Here is a 23,741-nt window from a genome sequence, read left to right as displayed (position 1 = left end):
ACAGGGCGCCGTTCTGCATTTTGCATTGGGTCGCGCAGGCTTAGCGCTTGTCGACCGGGATATAGTCGCGCTGCACAGGGCCGGTATAGAGCTGACGCGGGCGACCGATCTTCTGCGCTGGGTCCGAAATCATTTCGTTCCACTGGGCGACCCAGCCGACGGTGCGGGCCAGGGCAAACAGAACGGTGAACATCTCGGTCGGGAAGCCGATGGCCGACAGGATCACACCGGAATAGAAGTCCACATTGGGGAAGAGCTTCTTTTCGATGAAATAGGGATCGCTGAGCGCAATCTTTTCCAGTTCGCGCGCGACGTCGAACACCGGGTCGGTGACGCCCATCGTGCGCAGCACGTCCTCGGCGGTCTTTTGCATGACGGTCGCGCGGGGATCGTAATTCTTATACACGCGATGGCCAAAGCCCATCAGGCGGAACGGATCATCCTTGTTCTTGGCGCGGGCGATATATTCCGGAATACGATCGACAGTGCCGATTTCGCGGAGCATGTTGAGCGCGGCTTCGTTCGCGCCGCCATGCGCCGGACCCCACAAGCACGCAATGCCAGCCGCGATGCACGCGAAGGGATTGGCGCCCGACGATCCCGCCAGACGAACGGTCGATGTCGATGCATTCTGTTCATGGTCGGCATGGAGGATGAAAATCTTGTCCATGGCGTCCACGATCACCGGATCGGGAACATATTCTTCCGCCGGGACGGAGAAGGTCATGCGCAGGAAGTTGGCCGTATAGGACAGGTCGTTGCGCGGATAGACGAAGGGCTGACCCACCGAATATTTATAGGCCATGGCCGCGATCGTCGGCATCTTGGCGATCAGGCGATGGCTGGCGATCCTGCGCTGCATCGGATCGTTGATGTCGGTCGAGTCATGATAAAAGGCCGACAGCGCGCCCACGACGCCGCACATGATCGCCATGGGATGCGCGTCACGACGGAAGCCGCGATAGAAGGTCGTGAGCTGTTCATTGACCATCGTGTGGCGCGTGATGGTACGGGTGAATTCGTCCAGTTCCTGGCTGGATGGCAGTTCGCCGTTCAGCAGCAGATAGCTGACTTCCATGAAGCTCGATGCTTCGGCCAGCTGGCCGATCGGATAGCCGCGGTGCAGCAGGACGCCTTCGTCACCGTCGATATAGGTCAGGCCGGATTCGCAGCTCGCGGTGGACGTGAAACCGGGATCATAGGTAAACATGCCGGTGTTGGCGTAAAGCTTGCGCACATCGATGACCTGCGGACCGACCGAACCGTCCATGACGGCATAGTCCTTGGTCTCTCCTCCGACGGTCAAAGTGGCTTTGTTTTCCGACATATTGTTCTCCATTTATGCCATCAGCCAACCGATGCGTGCCCAACATCGGTCAGCCGTTCCAAGCTCCCCTCTTTCCCCAACAGGAAGAGGACATCAAAAATACCCGGCGAGACGGTGCGCCCGGTGAGTGCCGCCCGAAGCGGCTGCGCCACCTTGCCCAGCCCCAGGCCGGCATCCTCCGCCACGCGGCGAATTGCGTCCTCGATCGCTTCGACCGTCCATGTTTGAACTGGTCTCAAAGCGTCGGCTGTCTTGACCAGCAGCGCGCGCGCCGAGTCGTCTAGCAGAGCCAATGCCTTTTCGTCAAAATCCAGCGGGCAATTTTTGAACAGAAATTCGGCGCCCTCGGCAATTTCATTAAGCGTCTTGGCGCGCGGCTTGAGCGAGGGCATCGCGGCCGTCAATAGCGTCATGCCGGTGTCCGGCAAGGCGCGATCCAGACGGGCGGCGACGCGCGGCGCGACCAGCGCGGCGAGGCGGGCGTCGTCCGCTTCGCGCAGATAATGGCCGTTCAGATTTTCCAGCTTCTTGATGTCGAAGCGCGAGGGCGATCGGCCGACGCCGCTAATGTCGAACAGCTCGATGGCACGGGTGATCGGGATAATCTCCTCGTCGCCATGGCCCCAGCCCAGCCGCAGCAGATAGTTGAGGACCGCTTCGGGCAGCATCCCCATATCGTCGCGATAGGCATCCACGCCCAGCGCCCCGTGGCGCTTGGACAATTTCGCGCCGTCCGATCCGTGGATCAGCGGGATATGGGCATAGACCGGCTCGTCCCAACCCATGGCACGGATGATGCAAAGCTGGCGGAAGGCGTTGTTGAGATGATCGTCGCCGCGGATCACATGGGTGACGCCCATGTCATTATCGTCGACGACGACGGCCAGCATATAGGTGGGCGTGCCATCGGACCGCAGCAGGATCATATCGTCCAGTTCGGCATTCTGTACGACGACACGGCCCTGCACCGCATCCTCGATCACCGTTTCGCCTTCGCGCGGGGCTTTCAGACGGATGACGAAAGGCGCGCCTTCAGGCGCTTCTTCGGGCGAACGGTCGCGCCAGCGCCCGTCATAGCGCATCGGCTGCTTGGCCGCGCGCTGCTGTTCGCGCAGTTCCGCCAGTTCTTCGGGCGTGGCATAGCATTTATAGGCATGGCCGTTCGCCAGCATCGCGTTGGCGACTTCGGCATGGCGCGGCGTGCGGGCGAATTGAAACACCGCCGGTTCATCGCCGCCCAGACCCAGCCAATCCAGCCCGTCGAAAATCGCTGCCACCGCCTCTTCGGTCGAGCGGGCGCGGTCGGTATCCTCGATCCGCAGCAGGAATTTGCCGCCATGGTGACGGGCGAACAGCCAGTTGAACAAAGCGGTGCGCGCGCCGCCAATATGCAGGAACCCGGTTGGCGATGGCGCGAAACGGGTCACTACCGGCTTGTTCATTCCCGTTGCACTTGCCGTCATATTCGCTGACATTCGTCCTGCCTGTTCCATGAATGCGTCGCCCCCTAGCATGGCTTTTGAGCCACGACAAACCTCCCTTTGGTGGGGGGCTGCGGCGTGGTTGCGCGGGGCGTTTTCGCGGGTGGAAAGCTGGCTGGAGACGGAGCGCGAGCAAATTCCCCTATGGGTGCCGATCGCGCTGGGCGCGGGCATCGCCGCCTGGTTCCTGCTGCCCGACAGGGCCGGGTGGCTGGCCTTTTGCTGTGGTGCGCTGGCGCTCGCTTGCCTTGGGTCGCTGCTGCCCGATGGCGCGCGGCTGCGACGCATGATCGTGGCGGGCGGAATGCTGGCCTGCATCGGATGCGCGCTGATCTGGGGGAAAGCGGTGCTGTTGGGGCAGCCGCCGCTGGCGCGCGCTGTCTTTACCATGGTGACGGGTGAAGTGATGGCGGTTCGGGCGGTTCCCGCGCAACAGATGGTGCGCACCATGCTGCGTCCGGTCGACGCGCCGGGCCTGCCAGCCACGATCCGGGTCAACATTGCCGAGGCGGATGTTCCGGCCGGATTGGGCGAGGGGGCGGTGATCCGCTTTCGCGTCCGTTTGATGCCGCCTGCCCCGCCCAGCGTGCCGGGTGGCTATGATTTTGCCGCGCGTGCCTATTTTCAGGGGATTGGCGCTACCGGCAAGGCGCTGAAACCGATTGACGTCCTACGCCCGTCAACCGCGCCGCCGCCGCTGCGCGCGCGCTTGTTCGCGCATATTCGGGAGCAGGTGGACGGGCCGGCGCAGGGCATAGCCGTGGCGCTGGCGACGGGGGACCAGGGCGCGATTGCGGAGGCCGATGCCGAAGCGATGCGCCGTAGCGGGCTTGCCCACCTGCTCTCGATCAGCGGCTTGCATGTTACGGCGCTGATCGGCGCGGTTATTTTCCTGTTGACGCGGGTGATGGCGTTGAGCCAGCGAGCGGCGCTCGACTGGCCGCTGATGCTGATCGCGGCAGGGGGCGGGGCGCTGGCGGGGATCGGTTATACGCTGCTGACCGGGGCGGAAGTGCCGACGCTGCGGTCCTGCATCGCCGCGCTGCTGGTGCTGGGCGGGCTGGCGCTGGGGCGCGACGCGATCACGTTGCGGCTGGTCGCGGTGGGCGCGCTCATCGTCCTGGTCCTCTGGCCCGAAGCGATGACGGGGCCGAGTTTCCAGATGAGCTTTGCGGCCGTTACCGCGCTGGTTGCGCTGGCCGAGCATCCGCGTTTTCGCGCCTTGACCAGCGCGCGGGATGAGGGGTGGGCGCGCAGGGCTGGGCGGGTGCTGGCGGCGATGCTGATGACCGGCATTGTCGTCGAACTGGTGCTGATGCCGATCGCGCTGTTCCATTTTCACAAGGCCGGGATGCTGGGGGCGTTCGCCAATCTCGTCGCCATCCCGTTGACTACCTTTGTCGTGATGCCGCTGGAGGCGCTGGCGTTACTGTTCGATCTTGTCGGACTGGGCGCCCTCTTCTGGTGGATGACCGCGCAGACGCTGAACCTGTTGCTGCTGATCGCCCATGGCGTCGCCGCCAGTCCAATGGCGACAATGCTGACGCCGGCGGTGCCATCCTGGCTGTTCGCGCTGATGATCGGCGGGCTGCTCTGGTGCCTGTTGTGGCGCAGCGGGTGGCGCTGGCTGGGCCTTGGGCCAGTGGCGATCGGCGTGACCGGCGTGCTTTTGCTATCACCGCCCGATATTCTGGTGACGAGCGATGGCCGCCACGTCGCGGTGCGGACATCGACGGGCGGCATGGCGCTACTGCGCGCGGGCGCAGGCGATTATGTGCGCGACACGCTGGCGGAGAGCGCGGGCTATGACGGGCCGATCGAAGCGATGGCGGACCTGCGGCAGGCGCGCTGCTCGACGGATTTGTGCGCAGTGGGGATGCAGGCGGGTGGGCGGCGCTGGCATGTGCTGGCCACCCGCAGCGATATGCTGGTCGAACGGGCCTTGTTCAGCCAGGAATGTGCCGCCGCCGACATCGTCATTGCCGATCGCGCGCTGCCACGTTGGTGCCGCCCGCGCTGGCTGAAGATCGACCGACGGATGCTGGCGCGAACCGGCGGCATTGCCATCGACCTGGACGATGCGCGGGTCAGCACGGTGAGGATGGCGGGCGACGCTCATCCCTGGATCGTCGCACCGCGCCCTCGCCGCAGCCCGTCATGGCGGCCTCAATTATAGCGGCGCAGCAGTCCCGCCAGCTTGCCCTGAATTCGCACCTGTCGCGGATCGTAGATTTGCGGCTCATAGGCGCTGTTGGCGGGATCGAGCCGGACGCGCTGTCCTTCGCGGCGGAAATATTTGAGCGTTGCTTCCGCATCGTCGATCAGGGCGACGACGATCTGGCCTTCGCGGGCAACATCGGTACGCTGGATCAGCGCAAAATCGCCGTCCAAAATTCCTGCCTCCATCATCGAATCGCCCGACACTTCCAGCGCATAATGATCACCAGCCCCCAGCAGCGCAGCGGGGACGGACAGCATATTCTGCCCCTCCATCGCCTCGATCGGGACGCCTGCGGCAATACGGCCGTGCAGCGGGATTTCGATGACGTCATTGGCAGCGATCGGCAGGCTGGGCGCCAGTTGCGGCTTGGCCGGAGCAACCGGTGCGGGGACGCGGTGCATGGCATCGGGCAGCTTCAACACCTCCAGCGCGCGGGCGCGATTGGGCAGGCGGCGGATGAAGCCGCGTTCCTCCAATGCATTGATCAGCCGGTGAATGCCGGACTTGGATCGCAGGTCGAGCGCATCCTTCATCTCCTCGAAAGAAGGGGATACGCCACCTTCCTCCAGCCGGGTCTGGATGAAACTCAGCAATTCCTGCTGCTTGAGGGTCAACATGCCTGCGGTCCTCCATGGAACGTATAAGGAACACATAGGAAACGGAAGGAGGCGAGTCAAGCGAGCAACAACGGACCGGAAGCGGCGCATCCGGCCATGGGGACCGGATCCAATCCTATGGTCGATCAGTCCGTCAGAGGCAGGATGGTGACGATGTCGCCTGCGGCGGCGATCGATGAACCGGCAGGGCGGACAATCAGGCAGTCGGCCATAGCCATGGCGGCCGTGGCGGCGCTGTCCTGCGACGTGACGGAGACGATCCCTGCCTCCCCCCGATAGGCGCGCAGATAATCGTCGCGATCGCCGGTCGCGGGCAGCGGCGCGGCAAGGCGCGCCTCGCTCAGGCGCGGGAGCGGCGCGGTCGATCCGGCGCGATGGCGCACCAGCGGCAACAGGAACAGGGTCGCGGTGACAAAGGCAGAGACCGGATTGCCCGGCAGACCCAAAAATACGGCATCGGCGATGGTACCGGCCATCAGCGGCTTGCCCGGCCGCATCCTGATCTTCCAGAAATCGAGCGTACCCCCCGCCTGCGCAAAGGCAGGCCGGACCATGTCATGATCGCCGACGGATGCGCCGCCCGTGGAGACGATGATATCCGCCGACGCCGCGCGTTTCAGCGCAGCGGTCATGGCATCAAGATCATCGGGAACGATGCCCAGATCAACGACGTCGCACGGCAGGGTTGCCAGCATCGCCGCCAGCATGGCCGCATTGGAAGAGGGCAGGCTGCCCGCCGGGGTCGGCGCGCCGGGCGGCACAAGTTCGTTGCCGGTCGAGATCAGCGCGACCGTTGGGCGGCGGCCGACCGGCAGCGTCCCATGGCCGCCCAGCACGGCGAGCGCGATGCGCGCGGGCGTAAGGGCGCTCCCGGCTGCCAGCAACAGTGCGTTGGTTGCAAAGTCCGACGCGGCCGGGCGTATGTTGCGCCCGACAGGCAAAGGATCGTCGCTGGCGGTCAGTCGGTCGCGCTCGCGGGTGGCATTTTCCTGAATCAGGATCGTGTCTGCGCCTGCTGGCAGGGGCGCGCCGGTGAAGATGCGGCAGGCTTGTCCGGGCGCCAGCGGCGCAGGCACAGCGCCGCCAGCCGCGCTTTCGCCAGCGACCAGCCACGGCCCCGGCCATTCAGCGGCACGCACGGCATAGCCGTCCATCGCGGACAGATCGGCCCAGGGCTGGTCGCGAAGCGCCAGTAGGTCGCAGGCCAGCCAGCGTCCGTTGCAGGCGGCGACCGGTGCTGTTTCCGCTGGCAGCGGGGTCGCAAGGGCGAACAGGCGGGCCTGCGCCTCGGCGACGGGCAGCAGGCTCATGCCGCGCGCCAGTCGCCCGACTTGCCACCGCTCTTGGCGATCAGGCGGACCTGGCCAATGACCATGCCCTTGTCGAGCGCCTTGGCCATGTCATAGATGGTGAGCAGCGCGACCGAGGCACCGGTGAGCGCCTCCATCTCCACGCCCGTCTGGCCAGCGGTGCGCGCGGTGGCCGTGACGGTCACGCCGCTTTCGTCCAGATCGAAGTCGATATTCACGCTGCTCAGCGCGATCGGGTGACAAAGCGGGATGAGGTCGGCCGTGCGCTTGGCCGCCATGATCCCTGCGACCCGCGCGACCGCCAGCACGTCGCCCTTCTTGACCAGTCCCTGCGCAATCGCGGCAGCGGCATCGGCGATCATGTCGATCCGGCCACTTGCAATCGCTTCCCGCGCGGTCACCGCCTTGGCCGACACATCGACCATGCGCGCCGCGCCGTCCGCGTCGAGATGGGTAAGGCCCGTCATGCGCCGGTCAGCAGGCTGCGCGTCGCCGCCTCGACATCGGCCTGCCGCATCAGCGTTTCGCCAACCAGGAAGCAGCGCACGCCATGATCGGCCATGGCGGTCAGGTCGGCATGGCTGCCAAGGCCGCTTTCGGCGACGAAGGTGTAACCGGTAGGCGCCTTGCCCACCAGTTCATAGGTGCGGGCGAAATCGACGCTGAAATCGCGCAGGTCGCGATTGTTGACGCCGATCAGGCGGGATCGCAGCTTGAGCGCGCGCTCCATTTCCGCCTCGTCATGCACTTCGATCAGCGCGTCCATGCCAAGCCCAAGCGCTGCATCCTCAATCTCTGCCATCTGCCCGTCGTCAAGGGCGGCGACGATGATCAGGATCGCGTCGGCCCCCAGCGATCGGCTTTCCAGTATCTGCCAGGGATCGACGATGAAATCCTTGCGCAGCACGGGAAGCGCGCAGGCGGAGCGGGCCGCCATCAGATAGTCGTCATGGCCCTGAAAATAGGGTTCGTCCGTCAGCACCGACAGACAGGCCGCGCCGCCAGCGGCATAGGCCTGCGCATGGGCGGGGGGATCGAAATCTTCGCGGATCAGCCCCTTGGACGGGCTGGCTTTCTTGATCTCCGCAATCAGGCCGAAGCCGGAACGGGCTGCGTCGTCCAGCGCCTTGCGAAAGCCGCGCGGGGGCGTCTGTTCGCTGGCGCGGGCGTGGAGCGACGACAGCGATGTCGCGGCCTTGCGCCGGGCGACATCCTCGCGCTTGAAATCGCAAATCTCGATCAGCTTGTTGGTCATTGATAGGCTATCCAGCAATTGAGCAGGGCATTGGCAAGGCCACGGTCGATCGTTTCGGCCGCTTCCTCCACGCCCTCCTTAAGGTCCGCAACCGCATCGGCCACGACAAGGGCGGCCGCGGCGTTGAGCAGCACTGCGTCACGATAGGCGCCCGGTTCGCCCAGCAGCAGCGCGCGCAGGGCGGCGGCGTTATGTGCTGCGTCGCCGCCCCGGATCGCGTCGACTGGCGCAGTGGAGAGGCTCAGATCGGCAGCGGACAGGCGATGCATGGCAACCACGCCATGGCCCGCGACTTCGGCAATGTCGTTGCCGCCTGCCAGCGACAGTTCGTCCAGCCCTTCATCGCCCGACACGATCATGGCCCGGTCGACGCCCAGTTCGGCAAGTGCCTGCGCATAGATAGGGACATAGGCGGGGCGGGCGATGCCGACCAGCTGGCGGCGCACCCCGGCCGGGTTGGCGAGCGGTCCCATCAGGTTGAAGATGGTGCGTTCGCCGATCGCCTTGCGGATCGGGCCGAGCCGCTTGAGCGCGGGATGGTAATTTTGCGCGAAGAGGAAGCAGATGCCGATCTCCGCCAGTGTCTTTTCGGCGCTGGCCGCCGCCCGGTCGAGGTCGAGCCCAAGCGCTTCGAGCGTGTCGGCTGCACCCGCCTTGGACGATGCCGCGCGGTTGCCATGCTTGGCGACGGGGACGCCAGCGGCCGCGACGACCAGCGACACGGCGGTCGAGACATTAAGGGTATGATGGCCATCGCCCCCGGTGCCGCACACGTCGATCGCGCCTGCCGGGGCGGTGACCGGGATCATCCGGGCGCGCATGGCGCGCGCGGCAGCCGCGATTTCGATCGCGGTTTCGCCGCGCCGGGCCATGGTGACGAGAAAGGCGGCGATGTCCGCTTCGGGAAGGTCGGCGTCGAACAGCATGTCGAAGGCGCGGGCGGCGGCCTGCGCATCAAGCGGACTGGAAGGATCGGGCAGGCTGGTCATCGCGCTTGCCTTAATCATCAGCGGGGTAGTGAGTCGAGGGGTGGCGACGGCAATTTTGCGTGTGGGGGCCAGTCGCTCGGCCAAACCCCGACCTTGCAATCGGTCGTCGCCCCGCTATGAACCGCGACATTCGCAAGGACCCGGTGAAATTCCGGGTGGCTATTCCGGCCGCCGATCCGCCGGACAACATCACGCATGTTCTTACGCCAGCGCCTGTATCCCGGCGCGATATGCCCTGATGTGGAATTTTCAGATGACAGATTTTTTGACACGCTATCGCCAGCAATGGTTCAGTGACGGACAGGCTGCGCGTCGGGACGTCATGGCGGGTATCGTCGTTGCGCTTGCCCTCATTCCCGAAGCGATCGGATTTTCGATCATTGCGGGCGTCGATCCGCGTGTTGGCCTCTATGCCTCGGTCGTCATTGCGATGGTCGTGGCCTTTACCGGCGGTCGGCCAGGCATGATCTCAGCCGCCACGGCTGCGGTCGCCGTGCTGGTGATGCCGCTGGTTCGCGACCATGGGGTCGAATATCTGTTCGCCGCGACCATCGTGATGGGCATTGTCCAGATCATTGCGGGGCTGTTGCGGCTGGACCTGCTCATGCAGTTCGTGTCCCGGTCGGTGATTACAGGGTTCGTCAATGCGCTGGCGATCCTGATCTTCCTGGCGCAATTGCCGCAATTGACCAATGTCGGCTGGGAAACCTACGCCATGATCGCGGGCGGCCTTGCGATCATCTATCTTTTGCCACGCCTGACCAAGGCTGTGCCGTCGCCGCTGGTCGCCATATTGGCGTTGAGCGCAATCAGCATCGGCATGGGCTTGTCCGTCAACACCGTCGGCGACATGGGCAAGTTGCCGGAAGGGTTGCCGAGCTTTGCCTTTCCCATGGTGCCATTCACGCTCGAAACCTTGCAGATCATCTTGCCATATGGGCTGACGATGGCGGCTGTCGGCCTGCTCGAGTCGCTGCTGACGGCGCAGATCGTCGATGACATGACCGATACCGACAGTGACAAGCGGCGCGAATGTGCAGGGCAGGGGAGCGCCAACATCGTCGCGGCGCTGTTCGGCGGCATGGGCGGCTGCGCGATGATTGGCCAGTCGGTGATCAATGTGACATCGGGCGGACGCGGTCGTCTTTCCACCTTTGTATCGGGCGCATTCCTTCTCTTTTTGCTGGCGGTGCTGGGGCCATTTGTCGGGCAGATCCCCATGCCCGCGCTGGTGGCGGTGATGATCATGGTGTCGATCGGCACGTTCAGCTGGAATTCCATCGCCAATTTGCGCCGCCATCCGCCCACATCGTCCGTAGTGATGGTGACGACCGTGGTTGTCGTGGTCGCGACACGCGACCTGTCGCTGGGGGTATTGGCTGGCGTCCTGCTGTCGGGCATTTTCTTTGCAGGCAAGGTTCGGCGGATGTTCGCGGTGGAACGCAAAGTATCGACGGACCATGTGACCTATAATGTCGTCGGCCAGATATTCTTCGCGTCTGTCGATCGCTTTACCAGCGCCTTCCAGGCCGAAGATGGATCGACACCCGTGTTGATCGACGTATCAGGCGCGCATTTCTGGGATATTTCGGGGGTTGGCGCGCTCGACAAGATCATCGCGCGCCTGCGCCGCGACGGCTGCACTGTCGATGTGATCGGCTATAATCGCGCCAGCGCGGACATTGTCGATCGCTTCGCGCTGCATGACAAGACCGGCGTGGAAAGCGGCCTCGCCCCGCATTGAAGATGGGGTGGGAGGCGGCCCCGATCAGGCCGCTTCGCGCGCCTTCACCTTCATGCCCGCTATCTTCATGAAATTGGCCAGCATGTCATGGCCATATTCCGTGGCGATGCTTTCGGGATGGAACTGGACTGAATGGATCGGCAGCGTCGCGTGGCGAAAGCCCATGACCGAGCCGTCCTGACTGGTCGCGTTGACGACCAGGCTGTCCGGAATATCATCGACGATCAGCGAGTGATAGCGGGTCGCGGTGAAGGGGGAGGGGATGCCGGCGAACATGCCGGTGCCGTCATGCGTGACGGGCGATGTCTTGCCATGCATCAGGCCGCCGCGCACCACCTTGCCACCGAAATGCTGGCCGATCGCCTGATGACCCAGGCACACGCCCAGCAACGGCGCGCCCGCATCGGCGCAGGCCGCGACCAGATCGAGGCTGACGCCCGCTTCATTGGGGGTGCAGGGACCGGGCGAGAGCAAAAAGGCCTTTGCCCCGCTGGAAAGCGCCTGGCCCGCCGAAATGGCGTCGTTGCGGACGACCTCCACCCGCGCGCCCAGTTCCATCAGATAATGGACCAGGTTCCAGGTGAAGCTGTCATAATTGTCGATGACGAGGATCATGGGATCAGGGCTATAGAGAGGCAGCGCGGCAAGGGGAAGCGGGCTGCGCCATAAATGTCGCGACGGGAACACATGCCTCTGCTAAAGCCAGCCTATCGACGCGAACCCTGCCCGCAAGCATTCGCGTGACCGAGAGACACCAGCGCTCCCGCTTGCCAGCAAGGCGCTTTCTCTTGGATCATTATATTCGTCTTTCCATCACCCCTGTCGTCGGCCGCGACGCATGAGCCGCGCGATCAACGTCAACGCACCGCTGGCCGATGTGCAGGCGCTCTGCACCAAGCACGCGCTGGCTATATCCACCATCGAAGCGCTGACATCGGGCGGCACCCGCGTGGTGATGCTGAACCCTGATGGAGCCGACCGGATGCGCGACCTCATGAAAACCAGGCTGATCGAGTCGCCGGTCGTGCGCTCCTCGCTGCATCTCGCGCGTCAGCCTCGGTCGGGGCTGCGTTAAAGCGGCCAGGCGAACGCCATCATGGTCTCGCCAGTCGGCTGCCCTTGATGGGCCGCCCATGCCATTGTCACGATGCACATGGGCCTTACCCTCATGCGGCGGCTTGAAAAGGCGCAACTTTACGCCCATATGGGTCGTGCCGGGTTCGCCCGGCTATGGTGATAAATTGTGTCGTGTAATAGACGCAGCGGACCCGGGGGCAGTACCCGGCGGTTCCACCACATATCCCGGTCGACCTATTGGCTGAACGGGATGTCTGACGGGGCCGAACTAGGATCGACGTGTGTTCAAAGACGATGTTTTTACCCGGCCCGTGTAAGCCGTTAAACTGTGCAAAACTCACAAGTGCCAACGATAACGAAGCACTCGCCATTGCAGCGTGAATGAGGGCCTAACGGCCTGACTTCATTCTAAAATAGCGCGGTTGAACCCACCGGGCAACAGAAGGGAATTCAGCGGCCTCCGGGAGGGCCGGGCAACAGAACCTCCCGGACCTTCATCCCCTTTGCAGTCCTCGTTTGGCGGGCGTCGCTTGGTCGATTGCCTGACGCTGAACCTGTGCCCGTCGCCGCTCAGCGCGAAACCGGCCAGCACCGCGCGAATCGCTATCGACTCTGCGCATTCGTTCAATTACACTTTTATGACAGTATGAAGAAAAAATAATAAGTGTCTGTTTTCACGGAAAAGAAAATCCTTTTTCGACCATCGAACCGCTATTGCTCAAATGTCATCATAATGAAATAATCAGGGCTATAGTTAGAAGGTTTTGCTGGAGAAAATATGATGCTGAAGGTCGCCCTCATCGCCGGTTTTGCTCTCGCTTGCGTCTCGCCTGCCATGGCGCAGAGTGCGCCGGAGGATGTGATCGTGGTCGGCGTTCCCGACGGCGGCCTTGCCGCGCGCGACCTGACGGCTGGCGATTATGCAAAGGCGGCCAAGCGGCTGAAGGCCGTGTGGCCCGATAGCGCCAATGATCCCGCGCGCCTCATCAACCTGGGCAATGCCTATGCGGGCATGGGGCGCATGGTCGATGCCCGCTCCGCCTATAAGTCCGCGCGCTTCTCCCCGGAAATGACGCTGGTGATGGCCGACGGCAGCGAACAATCCTCGCGCGATGTGGCGCGGCGGGCGATGAGCCGCCTGACGCCGGTTTATGCGTCGCGCTGATCGAAGCGTTCTGTTTCAAGCAATTGCACGGGGCGCGGGGCTTAACCGCGCCCTTGTCATGAAAGCATAACCAAAGTCACTAAACTGTCATTTTAGTGACGCTGTTTCGTCACTAAATCAAAACAAGCCTGTCACCGGACGTCCCTAACTGCCCCTTCGGAGGGCGACAGGGGGCGTTGTCCGAATCATATCCCCTGCGCTCCGCACAGCAACAATCCCGGTATTTTACCGGAGCGGAGACGACATGGCCAAGATTAACCGTATCCACACGATCCTGATGGCGAGCTGCGCCTGCATAGGCCTGAGCGCCTGCGGCGCTGACGACATCGCTTCGCCGGGCGAGGGCACCATTGTCATCCCCGCGCCGACCCCGGCCCCCACGCCTACGCCTACGCCGACCCCCACGCCGACCGGCGTGACCCCGGCTGCCAACTGCCCGACCATCGCCGGTTCCGCGCAGCTTGCAGACCTCGGCACCATTTCCGATGGTGGCAATACGTGGCGCAACTGCGGTTTCCCGACCCGCTTCACCAGCACGACCGCGATCGCCAAGGTTCCGGGCGTCATCTATTCGCTGCCCGGCCGCGTCGATGTCGGCACCGACCAGGGCGCTGCCAGCACCAACACCGACGTCACGCTGACGATCGATCCGGGCGTCACAGTATTCGCTGCCACCGGCAACGCCTATCTGGCGGTCAATCGTGGCAACAAGATCAACGCTGTCGGCACCGCGTCGCAGCCGATCGTTTTCACCAGCCGTGAAAACGTGCTGGGGACCACGACTGACCAGTCGTCTGGCCAGTGGGGTGGCATCGTGCTGCTGGGCCGCGCGAAGATCACCGACTGTCTGGCCCCGGCCGCAGCGGCAGGCACCACGGCGTGCGAACGTGATACCGAAGGCAGCAGCAACGCGCTCTATGGCGGTGCGAATGACGCCGACAGTTCGGGCCGTATGTCCTATGTCCAGATCCGCTATTCGGGTTTCGTGCTGGCTGACGGCAAGGAACTGCAAGGCCTCACGCCTTCGGGCGTCGGCACTGGCACGGTTCTTGATCATATCCAGATCCACAACAGCTCCGACGACGGCATCGAAGCCTTTGGTGGCTCGGCCAACATGCGTTATCTGGTGCTGACCGGGAACGAAGACGACAATCTGGATACCGACGTCGGTTTCCGCGGCACGGCGCAGTTTGTCATCTCGGTTCAGCGGGAAGGCAATAATATCGGCGACACCTTCCTCGAAACCGACTCGAACGGTGGTTCGGCCTCCAACAACGGCGAAGATGTGCTGCCCCGCCAGTATCTGAAGGTCGCCAACTTCACGCATATCCAGCGTTCCAACACCGGCGACGACGGCGCTTCGATGCTGCTGCGCGGCGGCGCCGATCTGGCGCTGGTCAACGGCATCATCGTCAGCCCCAACCAGAGCTGCCTGCGCATCAACGGCGCCGCTGCTGTGCGTGATGCTGACACCGCGCTTCAGGATGCTGGCAAGCCGCGCTACATCTCGGTTGTGATGCAGTGCAACGGCACGCCCTTCAAGGGCACTGGCACGGGCGTCGATGCAGCGCTGGTCCAGTCGATCTTCACTGCCGGTGCGAACAGCAGCTTCACCTACACCCCGTCGCTGACCAGCCTGTTCATCAACGGGGCAACGGAAACCGCTGTAGTGGCGATCGACCCTAAGACGATCGACAGTGCCTTCACCACCACCAACTATATCGGTGCCGTGAAGGACAGCAGCGACACTTGGTATGCCGGCTGGACCTGCAACTCGGCAAGCGCCAGCTTCGGCAGCACCAGCAAGAGCTGCACGGCGATCCCGACGACCTGATCGGACCCACGACCTCAACAGGGGCGGGGGAGCGTGCATCTGCGCTTCCCCGCCTTCTTTTGCACTGCAATTCCCAAAGGGGGACCCCTAGCATGTCGAAGCCGCTCAGCCTGGCGCGCCTGCTCCTGATTTCATCCGCCCTGGTCGCACCTGTGGCCCTGGCGCAAACCGACCCCGCTGGCACGACCGGCGCGGATGCTGGCGGTGCCGTTACATCCGGCACGCCGACCGCCGCCGAACAGGCCGATTCCGATGCAGGCAATGTCGACGTGTCGATCCCCGGCGCGGACATTGTCGTCACCGGCCGCCGCACGACCAACGTGTCGCAGGCCGCGCCTCAGGTGGTCAACGTGCTGTCGGCCGCCGACATCAAGCGTACGGGCGAAGGCGATATTGCCGGTTCGCTCCAGCGCGTCACCGGCCTGTCGGTCGTATCCGGCGGCTATGTCTATGTCCGCGGCCTGGGTGATCGCTATTCGCTCGCGCTGCTCAACGGTTCGCCGCTGCCAAGCCCGGAACCGCTGAAGCGCGTCGTGCCGCTCGACATCTTCCCGACCAGCGTGATCGCATCGACGCTGGTGCAGAAAACCTATTCAGCCAATTTCCCCGGCGAATTTGGCGGCGGCGTCATCAATCTGACGACCAAGGCGATCCCGGCCGAAAGCTATCTGGAAATCGGCTTTGGCAGTTCGGCCAACACCGAAACGTCCGGCCAATTGGGCTATACCCATTATGGGTCCAAGTCCGACTGGACCGGCTTTGACGACAGTTCGCGCGATGTGCCGCCGCTGCTCAAGCAGGCGTTTGCCAGCGGAACCCCGTTCCCGAACATCAGCCGGACGGATCAGCAGGCAATTGCGATGCAGTTCCTGAATGCCGACACGTCTGTCGTGCAGCGGACCAACAGCCTGCCGTTCAACTTTTCCGCGTCGCTCAATGGCGGCACGGCGGTTGATGTCGGCAGCGACGGACGGCTGGGCGTGATCGCCACCGCATCCTACAGCAACAAGTGGCGCACCCGCGACAATCTCCAGCAATCCTCGCTCGACGTGTCGCAGGGTGCTGGCAAAAGCTATCAGCAGGTCGCGACGGATAATGAAATCACGGTCAACGGGCTTCTTGGCCTGGGCCTGGAACTGGGCGAGCAGAAGCTGCGCTGGACCAACCTCTATATTCGCGACACGTTGAAGCGTAGCGCTTTGACCATCGGTCAGAATGACGGTTTGATCCAGGGCGCTGATTATTTGACGCAAAGCACCGGCTGGTATGAGCGTCAGTTGATCGACACCCAGTTGGTCGGTGAATTCAAATTCTCCGATGCCCTCAGCCTCGACGTGCGCGGCGGTTTTGCCAATTCGCAGCGTGAAGCGCCCTATGAGCGCGAATTCACTTACGTCCGCAGCAATCGCGACCTGGCGACCGATCCTGTTGGCGACCGTTTCGTCAATGCGCTCAATCGTCAGCGCGGCGATGCGTCGGTCACCTTCAGCGACCTCAACGAAGATCTGTGGTTCGCTGGCGCCGACTGGAGCTACAAGATCGCGCCGGGTTTCTCGCTGACGGCGGGTTATGCCTTCAACGACACAAAGCGTCGTTCGTCGCGCTATGAGCTGCATTTCGATGCCGTCAACCTGCCGGTGCCGGTGCAGCAGTTGCGCCCCGACTATCTGTTGTCGGACGCGACAATCCAGCTCTACGATCTCGGCCTGCTCGAATTTTCGGGTAACTATCCGGTCTATGACGCGGCGCTGCGCACCCATGCGGGCTATGCCCAGGTGCAGGCGGACCTGTTTGCCGGCCTGTCGGTCAACGCAGGCGTTCGCTACGAAAAGGGCGAAATGTCGGTGACGGGTGTTGACGTTTACAATACCGGGCTGACGCCGTTCAACGAAATCCGCAAGGATTACTGGCTGCCTGCCGTGACCTTCACGTTCGAAGCGGCCAAGGGTCTGCAACTGCGTGCCAGCGGGTCCAAGACCATCGCCCGCCCGCAATTCCGCGAACTGATCGCCCAGCCCTATCTCGACACCGAATCCAACCGCTTCTTCCGCGGCAACCCGTTCCTGCAGGACAGCCAGCTGTGGAATGCGGACATCCGGGCCGAATGGTATATGGGCAAGGATGAACGGATCACGGCGGCGGCCTTCTACAAGAAGATCGACAATCCGATCGAAACCTACACGACCATCACCGACACCTATAATGTCACGACCAGCTTCGCCAATGCGCCCGAAGCGACGCTGTATGGCGCGGAAGTGGAAGTGCAGAAATATGTGCCGCTGGATACCCTGTCGGATTCCAGCTTCTTCGTCAGCCGCCGCATCGCGCTGATCGGCAACTATACCTACACCCAGTCGAAGCTGAAGGTCGGCGCCGGGGACACGACCATTCCCTATACCTACACGACCGGGGAGCCGCCGGCGGCGTCCGACTTCTTCCTGAACGGCGTGCCGCTGACGGGGCAGTCTGACCATCTGGTCAACCTGCAACTGGGGCTGGAGGACACCGATACGCTGTCGCAGCAGACGTTCCTGCTGACCTATGCCAGCGATCGCGTGACCAGCCGTGGTCCCAACCTTCAGCCCGACATCAAGGAACGGCCGGGTGTCCAGCTCGACTTCGTGGCGCGCCAGGGGGTCAAGCTGCCCGGTGGCATCAACAGCGAAGTCAAGTTCGAGGCGCGCAACATATTGGGCCGCAAGTTCCAGGAGTTCCAGGAACAGGACGGCAACCGCGTCTATTATAACCGCTACAAGATCGGCACGACCATCGCTGCATCGATGACGGTGGCCTTCTGACATGAACGGGGCCGCGAAGGCGGTCCCGTCACCGACAAGACGACCGGTCCGTTTCAGGCGGGCCGGTCGTTTTGCGTCAGGCTATCCCCACGGCTTTTCGCGATACCATTTGGTGATGACATTCTTCACGCCCACGCGAACCTTCATGCCATGGTGCAGGCTCGCGGGATTGGGCTGACCCGGCGCAATCCGGTTGTTCCACGCAAGCAGCTTGCCGGTTTCCGGCTGGATGGTCTTGCCGATTTTGGGAAAGCGGGTCGCGCCGCCTGCCCTGGGTTCGTCCAGATAGACCATCAGGGTCCAGGTGCGGTTACCCGCGACCGAACAATATTTGGGATAGTCCGCACCCTTGGGATCGAAATAGTCGGTATGGGCCTTGAACTCCTGCCCCACATCATAGCGCTGACCCTGGATCGGTTCGCCATAGGCGGGGTCGATCCCGGCAAAGGCCGCCAGTTTCGCGTCGATCGTCGCCACGAACGGGTCGCCATGGTCCAGGTCGCAGGTTTCGCTGGTGCGAAAATAGCCGTCGCCATTGGCATCCGCGATGGTGGACGGGCGGCGATTTGCTTCGATTCGCTCAATCAGCGCCGCGCATTCGGCGGCGGACAGAAAATCGCGCCGGATGAACAGCGTCAGATCCCGGCTGGGGACGCGCTGCACGCGGGCATGGCTGGCGATCCACGCAGGATCGGCATCGGGGGCGGCGGGATGATTGGACATAATACTCGCAAGCATGGCCTGAGAGGGCAATTTTGCTACTGGCCGGGGCCGGAAATGCAAGCGTCATGACAGCGGAATTTCCCCTGTCACAAATAGGTCATATGACTGTCATCCAGCCGTAAAACGAAGCGCCTAGCAGCGGTCCCATCATAAAGGGGCAAGCGGGCAGATGCGGGTGGCGATCGCCAACAGGTTGCGGGGCCGGTCGATTGACGGGCTGGCGTTGCTGGAAAAGGGGCTGATCGCCCTGCTGGCGCTGCAACTGGTGCGGCTGGCCTGGGTCGTTGTGACGCCGGTCGGCAGTTTTGGTCCATGGGAAGGGCGGCAGGCGCAACTGCTGCCTCCCGCCGCGCGACAGGCGCTGTTCGCCAGCTTCGATCCTTTCTTTCGCAGCGGCGCGCCGCAAACGGCAGGGAAGGGTGTCGTCACGTCGTTGGCGCTGACACTCTATGGCATCCGGTTGAACGAAGGATCGGGCCTGGGATCGGCGATCATCGCCGCGCCGGACGGTGTGCAGAACAGTTTTGCCGTGGGGGATGAGATCCTGCCCGGCGTGGTGCTGAAATCGGTTTCGTTCGATCATGTCACGATCGACCGGGGCGGGGCGGAGGAGCAGATATTCCTCGACCAGTCGGCGCCGGTACCTACGGCCGCCCCGGAAGGGGGCGAAGCACCGGCATCGCCACCAGCGTCGCCGCCGCCATCTTCGCCCCCGGCAGCGGCTGGCCCGACCGCCGACAGTCTGAAACGCGACATCGCCTTTGCGCCCCGGATGCAAAATGGCCGGGTCACGGGTCTGGTAGTCAGCGCAAAGGGGCCGGGCTTTGCCAGCGCCGGTTTCCGGCCCGGCGACATTATCAGCCAGATCAACGGCCAGCCAGTGGGCGATCTTCAGTCCGTGCAGAACCAGATCGCGCCCGGCGCGCGCCTGTCCCTGACCGTGGAGCGCGGTGCGACCGTCGCTTCGGTGAACCTCATAGTGCAAGGCCAATGACCAGATATTTCCTTCCCCTTTCCGCCGCGCTTGCGCTGGTTCTGGCCGCGCCGGGCATGGCGCAGCAGACGCTGAACGTCCGTGATGCCGATATTCGCGCCTTCATTCAGGACGCTGCGCGCGTGACAGGCCGCACCTTCATCATCGACAATCGGGTGCAGGGGAAAGTGTCTGTCGTCACCGACCGGCCCTTGTCACGATCCGAATATTTCGAGATCGTGCTGTCCACGCTGCGCGCCAACGGTCTGGTCGCGGTGCCAGCCCCCGGCGGGGCATATCGCATCCAGCCCGCCGACGGCGCGGCGGGGCAGCCCAGCGGTGTTGGCCGTGCGGCCAATCGCAACAGTTTCGTGACGGAGGTGTTCCGCCTGCGTTCCATCGACGCGGCGAGCGCGCTGGAAACGCTGCGCCCGCTGGTCAGCAAGGACGGTTCGGTCACCGCCAATCGCGCTGGCAACAGCGTGGTGGTGGCGGACTATGCCGACAATATCGCCCGTATCCGGCAAGTCATCGCACGGGTCGATCGCGATATTTCATCGACGCAGATGGTGATGCTCAAAAATGCCGGTGCGCGGGAAATTGCGACATCGCTCCAGGCATTGGTGGAAAGCGGCGGCGGGGAAAATGCTGCCCCTTCGGCTGCGACCGTCGTGCCGATCGACAGCAGCAATGCCATCGCGATCCGCGGGGACGCCAACACGGTAGCACGCCTGGCCGCGATGGCCCGGCAACTCGATCAGCAGGCCGCGAGCGGCACCGAAATCCGGGTCTATTGGCTGGAACATGCGGATGCCGAAAAATTGCTGCCGGTGTTGCAGCAACTGGTCGGGCAATCGACCAGCCAGCCGGTAACCGCCTCCACCCCGGCGGCGGGCGGCGCTGCGCCGGCGAGCGCGGCGGCCGCGCCGGTTGCTGCGGCATCCTCCTCCTCCAGCGGCAGCGGCATTTCCACGCGCGGCCCCGCGATCGTCACCCGCTATGAGGGCGCAAACGCCATCATCGTGGCGGCCAATAGCGACGTGCAGCGGATGCTGGGCGAAACCATCCGCCAGATCGACACGCGCCGCGAACAGGTGCTGGTCGAAGCGATCATCGTCGAAATCAGCGATGCAGCGGCCAAGAAGCTGGGCGTGCAATTCCTGATCGGCAGCACATCGACCGGCTTTGCCGCGACCAATTACAGCAATGCCTCGCCCAATCTGCTGACGCTGGCGGGCGCCTATGGCGCGACACAACTGGGCACAACCACGACAACGGTGGTGGCGCCCGATGGGACGAAAACCACGACCGAAGTGCAAAATAGCGGCGATCTGGCCAGCACGCTCCAGCAATCGGCGATCAACAGCCTGACCAGCGCAACCGGCGCGATTGCCGGGCTGGGCGGCAGCATCGGCAAGAACGGGATTTTCGGCGCGATCATCAACGCGGTCAAATCCGACACGGAAAGCAATCTTCTGTCCACGCCGTCGGTGATGACGCTGGACAATCAGAAGGCGTCGATCCTGGTCGGCCAACAGGTGCCGGTGACGACCGGGGAAGCGCTGAGCCAGAATTTCGACAATCAGTTCCGCACCGTCCAGCGGCAGGATGTCGGCATCAAGCTGGAGGTGAAGCCGCAGATCAATACCGGCGGCGCAATCAAACTCTTCCTGCGGCAGGAAGTGTCGAGCGTGGCCGGGCCGGTCAGCAACTCCAGCAGCGACCTCATCATCAACAAGCGCGAGATCGAAACCACGGTCACGGTCGACGATGGCGAGATATTGGCGCTGGGCGGATTGCTGGACGATAATGAGCGCAAGACGATCGAGCGGATTCCCTTGCTCAGCGACATTCCGGGGCTGGGCGAACTGTTCAAATCGCGCAGCCGCAGCCGGACCAAGACCAATTTGATGGTGTTCATCCGCCCGACCATCCTGCGGTCGAAGGAAGATGCGCAGAAGCTGACCCAGCAGCGCTACGGCTATGTCCGCAACATGCAGTTGCAGCGCAATCCCGACATGGAGCCGACGATCGACGAACTGGTCCGCGACTATATGGGCGCGACCCCGCCAGTCGCGCCGCAACCGGGCGATGCCATGGTACAGCCGGATGCGCCGCAAATGATCGAACCGACCGTGCGCCAGTCAAGCGGCGTGGTGCGCCCGGTCGAGATACCGGCAAGCGGAGAACGCAAGTGAGCGAGAATGGGCAAGGTGCTCCTGCGCAGGCAGGAGCCCAGGGCGGAGAGGGCAGTGTCCAGAACCCTGGGCTCCTGCCTGCGCAGGAGCATGAGGCTTTTGCATCAGCCCATCCACGCGCCATCGACATTCCCTATGGCTTTGCGCGCAAGCATGGCGTGGTGCTGCTGCCGCAGGAGGGCGAGCGCCTGTCCATCGCAGTGCGCGAAGGCAGCGATCCGCGGGTCTTGCTGGAAGTCCGTCGTCATCTGGCGCGCAGTTTCGATGTCAGTTTCGTCGATCAGGCCGAATTCGACCGGCATCTGTCCAACCATTATGCGATGGACGGCAGCGCGGCGGCCATGGCCGGGTCGATCGAAATGGGCGCGGACGAACTGGACATGCTGGCCGCCGACATGCCGACCGCCGACGATTTGCTGGACAGCGCCGATGACGCGCCCGCGATCCGGCTGATCAACGGCATCATCGCCGAAGCCGCGCGGCAGGGCGTGTCGGACATTCATATCGAACCCTATGAAACCGGCCTGGTCGTGCGGATGCGGATCGACGGCGTATTGCGCGAAACGCTGCGGATGCCGCCCCATGTCGCGCCGGTCGTGGTCAGCCGCGTCAAGGTGATGGCGCGGCTCGACATTGCCGAACGGCGCGTGCCGCAGGACGGGCGCATCGGCCTGACGCTGGGCGGCAAGCTGCTCGACGTGCGCGTGTCCACCCTGCCCAGCCGGGCGGGCGAGCGAGTGGTGCTGCGTATCTTGGACAAGGAAAATGCCGGGATCACGCTCGACCTGTTGGGCATGAACGGCGTGCCGGACCGGATTTTCCGCGAAGGCCTCAGCGAACCCAATGGCATCATCCTGGTCACCGGGCCGACCGGATCGGGCAAGACGACCACGCTCTATGCAGGCTTGCGCCAGCTCAACGATGGCAGCCGCAATATCCTGACGGTCGAGGATCCGGTCGAATATGCGATGGAGGGCGTGGGGCAGACGCAGGTGAATGCGAAGGTCGGGCTGACCTTCGCTGCCGGGTTGCGCGCAATCCTGCGGCAAGACCCGGACGTGGTGATGGTCGGCGAAATCCGCGATCGCGAGACGGCGGAAATTGCGGTGCAGGCGTCGCTGACCGGGCATCTGGTGCTGTCGACCGTTCACACCAACGATGCGGTCGGCGCGATCACGCGGATGCGCGATATGCGGGTCGAACCCTTTCTGCTGGCCTCCACCCTGCGCGCGGTCATCGCCCAGCGGCTGGTGCGGCGACTGTGCCAGCATTGCCGCGAACCCGTGCAGGCGGACAAGTCCGCCAGCGCCCTGCTGGGCTTCGATCCCGGCACGATCATCTATCGCGCCAGGGGTTGCAGCGAATGTGGCGGTACGGGGTATAAAGGCCGGATCGGCGTGTTCGAGGCGATCCGGGTGGACGATACGATCCGGCGCCTGATCAATGACGGTGGTGATGAATCGCTGATCGCGCGCCATGCTTTCCTCAATGCCCCCAATCTGGGATCGGCAGCGCGGGCATTGGTGCGTGACGGGCAGACGACGGCCGAAGAGGCCATCCGCGTGTCGCGGCGCGACAGCGTGGACGCGGAAACCATCGCCGATGGCTGAATTTGACTATGTCGCGATCGACCCGGCTGGCAAGGAGCGCAAAGGCGCGCTGAAGGCGCAAACGCTGGAGGATGCGCGGGCGAAGCTCGACGCGCGCAAGCTGTTCATTGTCGAACTCAGCGTCGGCGCGGTCGAGGTGGCCCGCAAACGCACCGGCCTGTCGCTACGCACCCCGCGCCTCAGTCCCAAGGAACTGACGCTGTTCACCCGGCAACTGGCGACGCTGACGCAAGTCAGCCCGCTGGAGGAATCGCTGCGCACGATCGGGCGGCAGAGCGAGCAGGACCATGTTCGGCTTATTGTCGGCAAAGTGCATGGCGGCGTGATGGAAGGGCGGCGGCTGGCCGAAGCGCTGGGCGTCGAACCCAAAAGCTTTCCGCCCCTCTATCGCGCGATGATCTCCGCTGGCGAAAGTTGGC

19 protein-coding genes, 1 other RNA gene and 1 other annotated feature are annotated in these 23,741 nt (G+C 63.7%); of the genes, 11 read left to right on the top strand and 9 right to left on the bottom strand.

Annotated elements, in window-relative coordinates; genetic code table 11:
• Positions 1–40: 40 nt before the first annotated feature.
• Together SX1_RS14995 and gltX are read right to left on the bottom strand one after the other, a co-directional pair.
• Positions 41–1,327, bottom strand: a complete 1,287-nt coding sequence (locus tag SX1_RS14995; RefSeq protein WP_026002667.1) for a citrate synthase — start codon at positions 1,325–1,327, stop codon at positions 41–43.
• A gap of 20 nt (positions 1,328–1,347) precedes the next feature.
• The gene (gltX, locus tag SX1_RS14990) at positions 1,348–2,769 is read right to left on the bottom strand and encodes a glutamate--tRNA ligase (RefSeq protein ID WP_019053655.1); all 1,422 of its coding nucleotides are present in this window, start codon (positions 2,767–2,769) and stop codon (positions 1,348–1,350) included.
• A gap of 70 nt (positions 2,770–2,839) precedes the next feature.
• On the opposite strand from gltX, the gene SX1_RS14985 reads away from it, so the two are divergent.
• Positions 2,840–4,984: a ComEC/Rec2 family competence protein gene (locus SX1_RS14985; protein WP_026149801.1), complete on the top strand. Its 2,145-nt coding sequence runs from the start codon at positions 2,840–2,842 to the stop codon at positions 4,982–4,984.
• On the opposite strand, the gene lexA is transcribed toward SX1_RS14985, so the two are convergent.
• From lexA to trpD, 5 genes are all read right to left on the bottom strand, one after another.
• Positions 4,975–5,646 carry a transcriptional repressor LexA gene (lexA, locus tag SX1_RS14980; RefSeq protein WP_017184580.1) on the bottom strand — a complete coding sequence of 224 codons (672 nt, stop codon included), beginning with the start codon at positions 5,644–5,646 and terminating at the stop codon, positions 4,975–4,977. The genes SX1_RS14985 and lexA overlap by 10 nt on opposite strands.
• Before the next feature lie 125 nt (positions 5,647–5,771).
• Entirely contained in the window at positions 5,772–6,956 is a 1,185-nt protein-coding gene (locus SX1_RS14975) for a molybdopterin molybdotransferase MoeA (protein WP_019053653.1), read from the bottom strand.
• Positions 6,953–7,423 (bottom strand): cyclic pyranopterin monophosphate synthase MoaC, encoded by a 471-nt coding sequence (gene moaC / locus SX1_RS14970; protein ID WP_019053652.1) that lies wholly within the window; start codon positions 7,421–7,423, stop codon positions 6,953–6,955. The genes SX1_RS14975 and moaC overlap by 4 nt, the downstream gene beginning before the upstream one ends.
• A complete protein-coding gene (gene trpC, locus SX1_RS14965) occupies positions 7,420–8,211 on the bottom strand; it encodes an indole-3-glycerol phosphate synthase TrpC (protein WP_019053651.1) in 792 nt (263 codons plus the stop codon). Before trpC ends, moaC begins: the two co-directional genes overlap by 4 nt.
• The gene (gene trpD, locus SX1_RS14960; RefSeq protein WP_026149800.1) at positions 8,208–9,200 is read right to left on the bottom strand and encodes an anthranilate phosphoribosyltransferase; all 993 of its coding nucleotides are present in this window, start codon (positions 9,198–9,200) and stop codon (positions 8,208–8,210) included. The genes trpC and trpD overlap by 4 nt, the downstream gene beginning before the upstream one ends.
• 133 nt (positions 9,201–9,333) lie before the next feature.
• Positions 9,334–9,389: a sequence feature (sul1 is cis-regulatory element that is thought to sense ions involved in sulfur or methionine metabolism; They are found in Alphaproteobacteria), on the top strand.
• Between the two features lie 64 nt (positions 9,390–9,453).
• Between trpD and SX1_RS14955 the strand changes: the two genes are divergently transcribed.
• Complete coding sequence (locus SX1_RS14955) at positions 9,454–10,944, top strand: SulP family inorganic anion transporter (protein ID WP_026149799.1); 1,491 nt, start codon at positions 9,454–9,456, stop codon at positions 10,942–10,944.
• 24 nt (positions 10,945–10,968) lie between these two features.
• On the opposite strand, the gene SX1_RS14950 is transcribed toward SX1_RS14955, so the two are convergent.
• Entirely contained in the window at positions 10,969–11,559 is a 591-nt protein-coding gene (locus SX1_RS14950; protein WP_019053647.1) for an anthranilate synthase component II, read from the bottom strand.
• A 223-nt stretch (positions 11,560–11,782) separates the two neighbouring features.
• Here SX1_RS14950 and SX1_RS14945 point away from each other — a divergent pair, with 223 nt between their 5' ends.
• The 5 genes from SX1_RS14945 (at position 11,783) to SX1_RS14925 (ending at position 17,818) form a co-directional block, all read left to right on the top strand.
• Complete coding sequence (locus tag SX1_RS14945; RefSeq protein WP_019053646.1) at positions 11,783–12,019, top strand: hypothetical protein; 237 nt, start codon at positions 11,783–11,785, stop codon at positions 12,017–12,019.
• 99 nt (positions 12,020–12,118) lie between these two features.
• Positions 12,119–12,474, top strand: a transfer-messenger RNA (tmRNA) gene (gene ssrA, locus SX1_RS23840).
• Between the two features lie 328 nt (positions 12,475–12,802).
• Positions 12,803–13,186 (top strand): tetratricopeptide repeat protein, encoded by a 384-nt coding sequence (locus SX1_RS14935; protein ID WP_026149798.1) that lies wholly within the window; start codon positions 12,803–12,805, stop codon positions 13,184–13,186.
• A gap of 244 nt (positions 13,187–13,430) precedes the next feature.
• Positions 13,431–15,020 (top strand): beta-helix domain-containing protein, encoded by a 1,590-nt coding sequence (locus tag SX1_RS14930; RefSeq protein ID WP_019053644.1) that lies wholly within the window; start codon positions 13,431–13,433, stop codon positions 15,018–15,020.
• Positions 15,021–15,112: 92 nt separating this feature from the next.
• Complete coding sequence (locus SX1_RS14925; RefSeq protein ID WP_019053643.1) at positions 15,113–17,818, top strand: TonB-dependent receptor domain-containing protein; 2,706 nt, start codon at positions 15,113–15,115, stop codon at positions 17,816–17,818.
• 81 nt (positions 17,819–17,899) lie between these two features.
• Here the strand turns inward: SX1_RS14925 and SX1_RS14920 are convergent, their stop codons facing one another.
• Positions 17,900–18,541: a prolyl hydroxylase family protein gene (locus SX1_RS14920; protein WP_019053642.1), complete on the bottom strand. Its 642-nt coding sequence runs from the start codon at positions 18,539–18,541 to the stop codon at positions 17,900–17,902.
• A gap of 169 nt (positions 18,542–18,710) precedes the next feature.
• Between SX1_RS14920 and SX1_RS14915 the strand changes: the two genes are divergently transcribed.
• The 4 genes from SX1_RS14915 to SX1_RS14900 all read left to right on the top strand — a co-directional run.
• Positions 18,711–19,535 carry a type II secretion system protein N gene (locus SX1_RS14915; RefSeq protein WP_019053641.1) on the top strand — a complete coding sequence of 275 codons (825 nt, stop codon included), beginning with the start codon at positions 18,711–18,713 and terminating at the stop codon, positions 19,533–19,535.
• Positions 19,532–21,712, top strand: coding sequence for a type II secretion system secretin GspD (gene gspD / locus SX1_RS14910; protein ID WP_019053640.1), 2,181 nt, complete (start codon positions 19,532–19,534; stop codon positions 21,710–21,712). Before SX1_RS14915 ends, gspD begins: the two co-directional genes overlap by 4 nt.
• A gap of 74 nt (positions 21,713–21,786) precedes the next feature.
• Positions 21,787–23,322, top strand: coding sequence for a type II secretion system ATPase GspE (gspE, locus tag SX1_RS14905; RefSeq protein ID WP_174302240.1), 1,536 nt, complete (start codon positions 21,787–21,789; stop codon positions 23,320–23,322).
• On the top strand, positions 23,315–23,741 hold a 427-nt coding region (locus SX1_RS14900; protein ID WP_019053638.1), incomplete at its 3' end, for a type II secretion system F family protein. The genes gspE and SX1_RS14900, both read left to right, overlap by 8 nt.

It is taken from the genome of Sphingobium xenophagum NBRC 107872, from assembly GCF_000367345.1.
In the GTDB taxonomy this organism is placed as follows: domain Bacteria; phylum Pseudomonadota; class Alphaproteobacteria; order Sphingomonadales; family Sphingomonadaceae; genus Sphingobium; species Sphingobium xenophagum.
The sequence above is the reverse complement of the archived record's forward strand: the minus strand, read 5'-3'. Positions and strand labels throughout refer to the sequence as shown.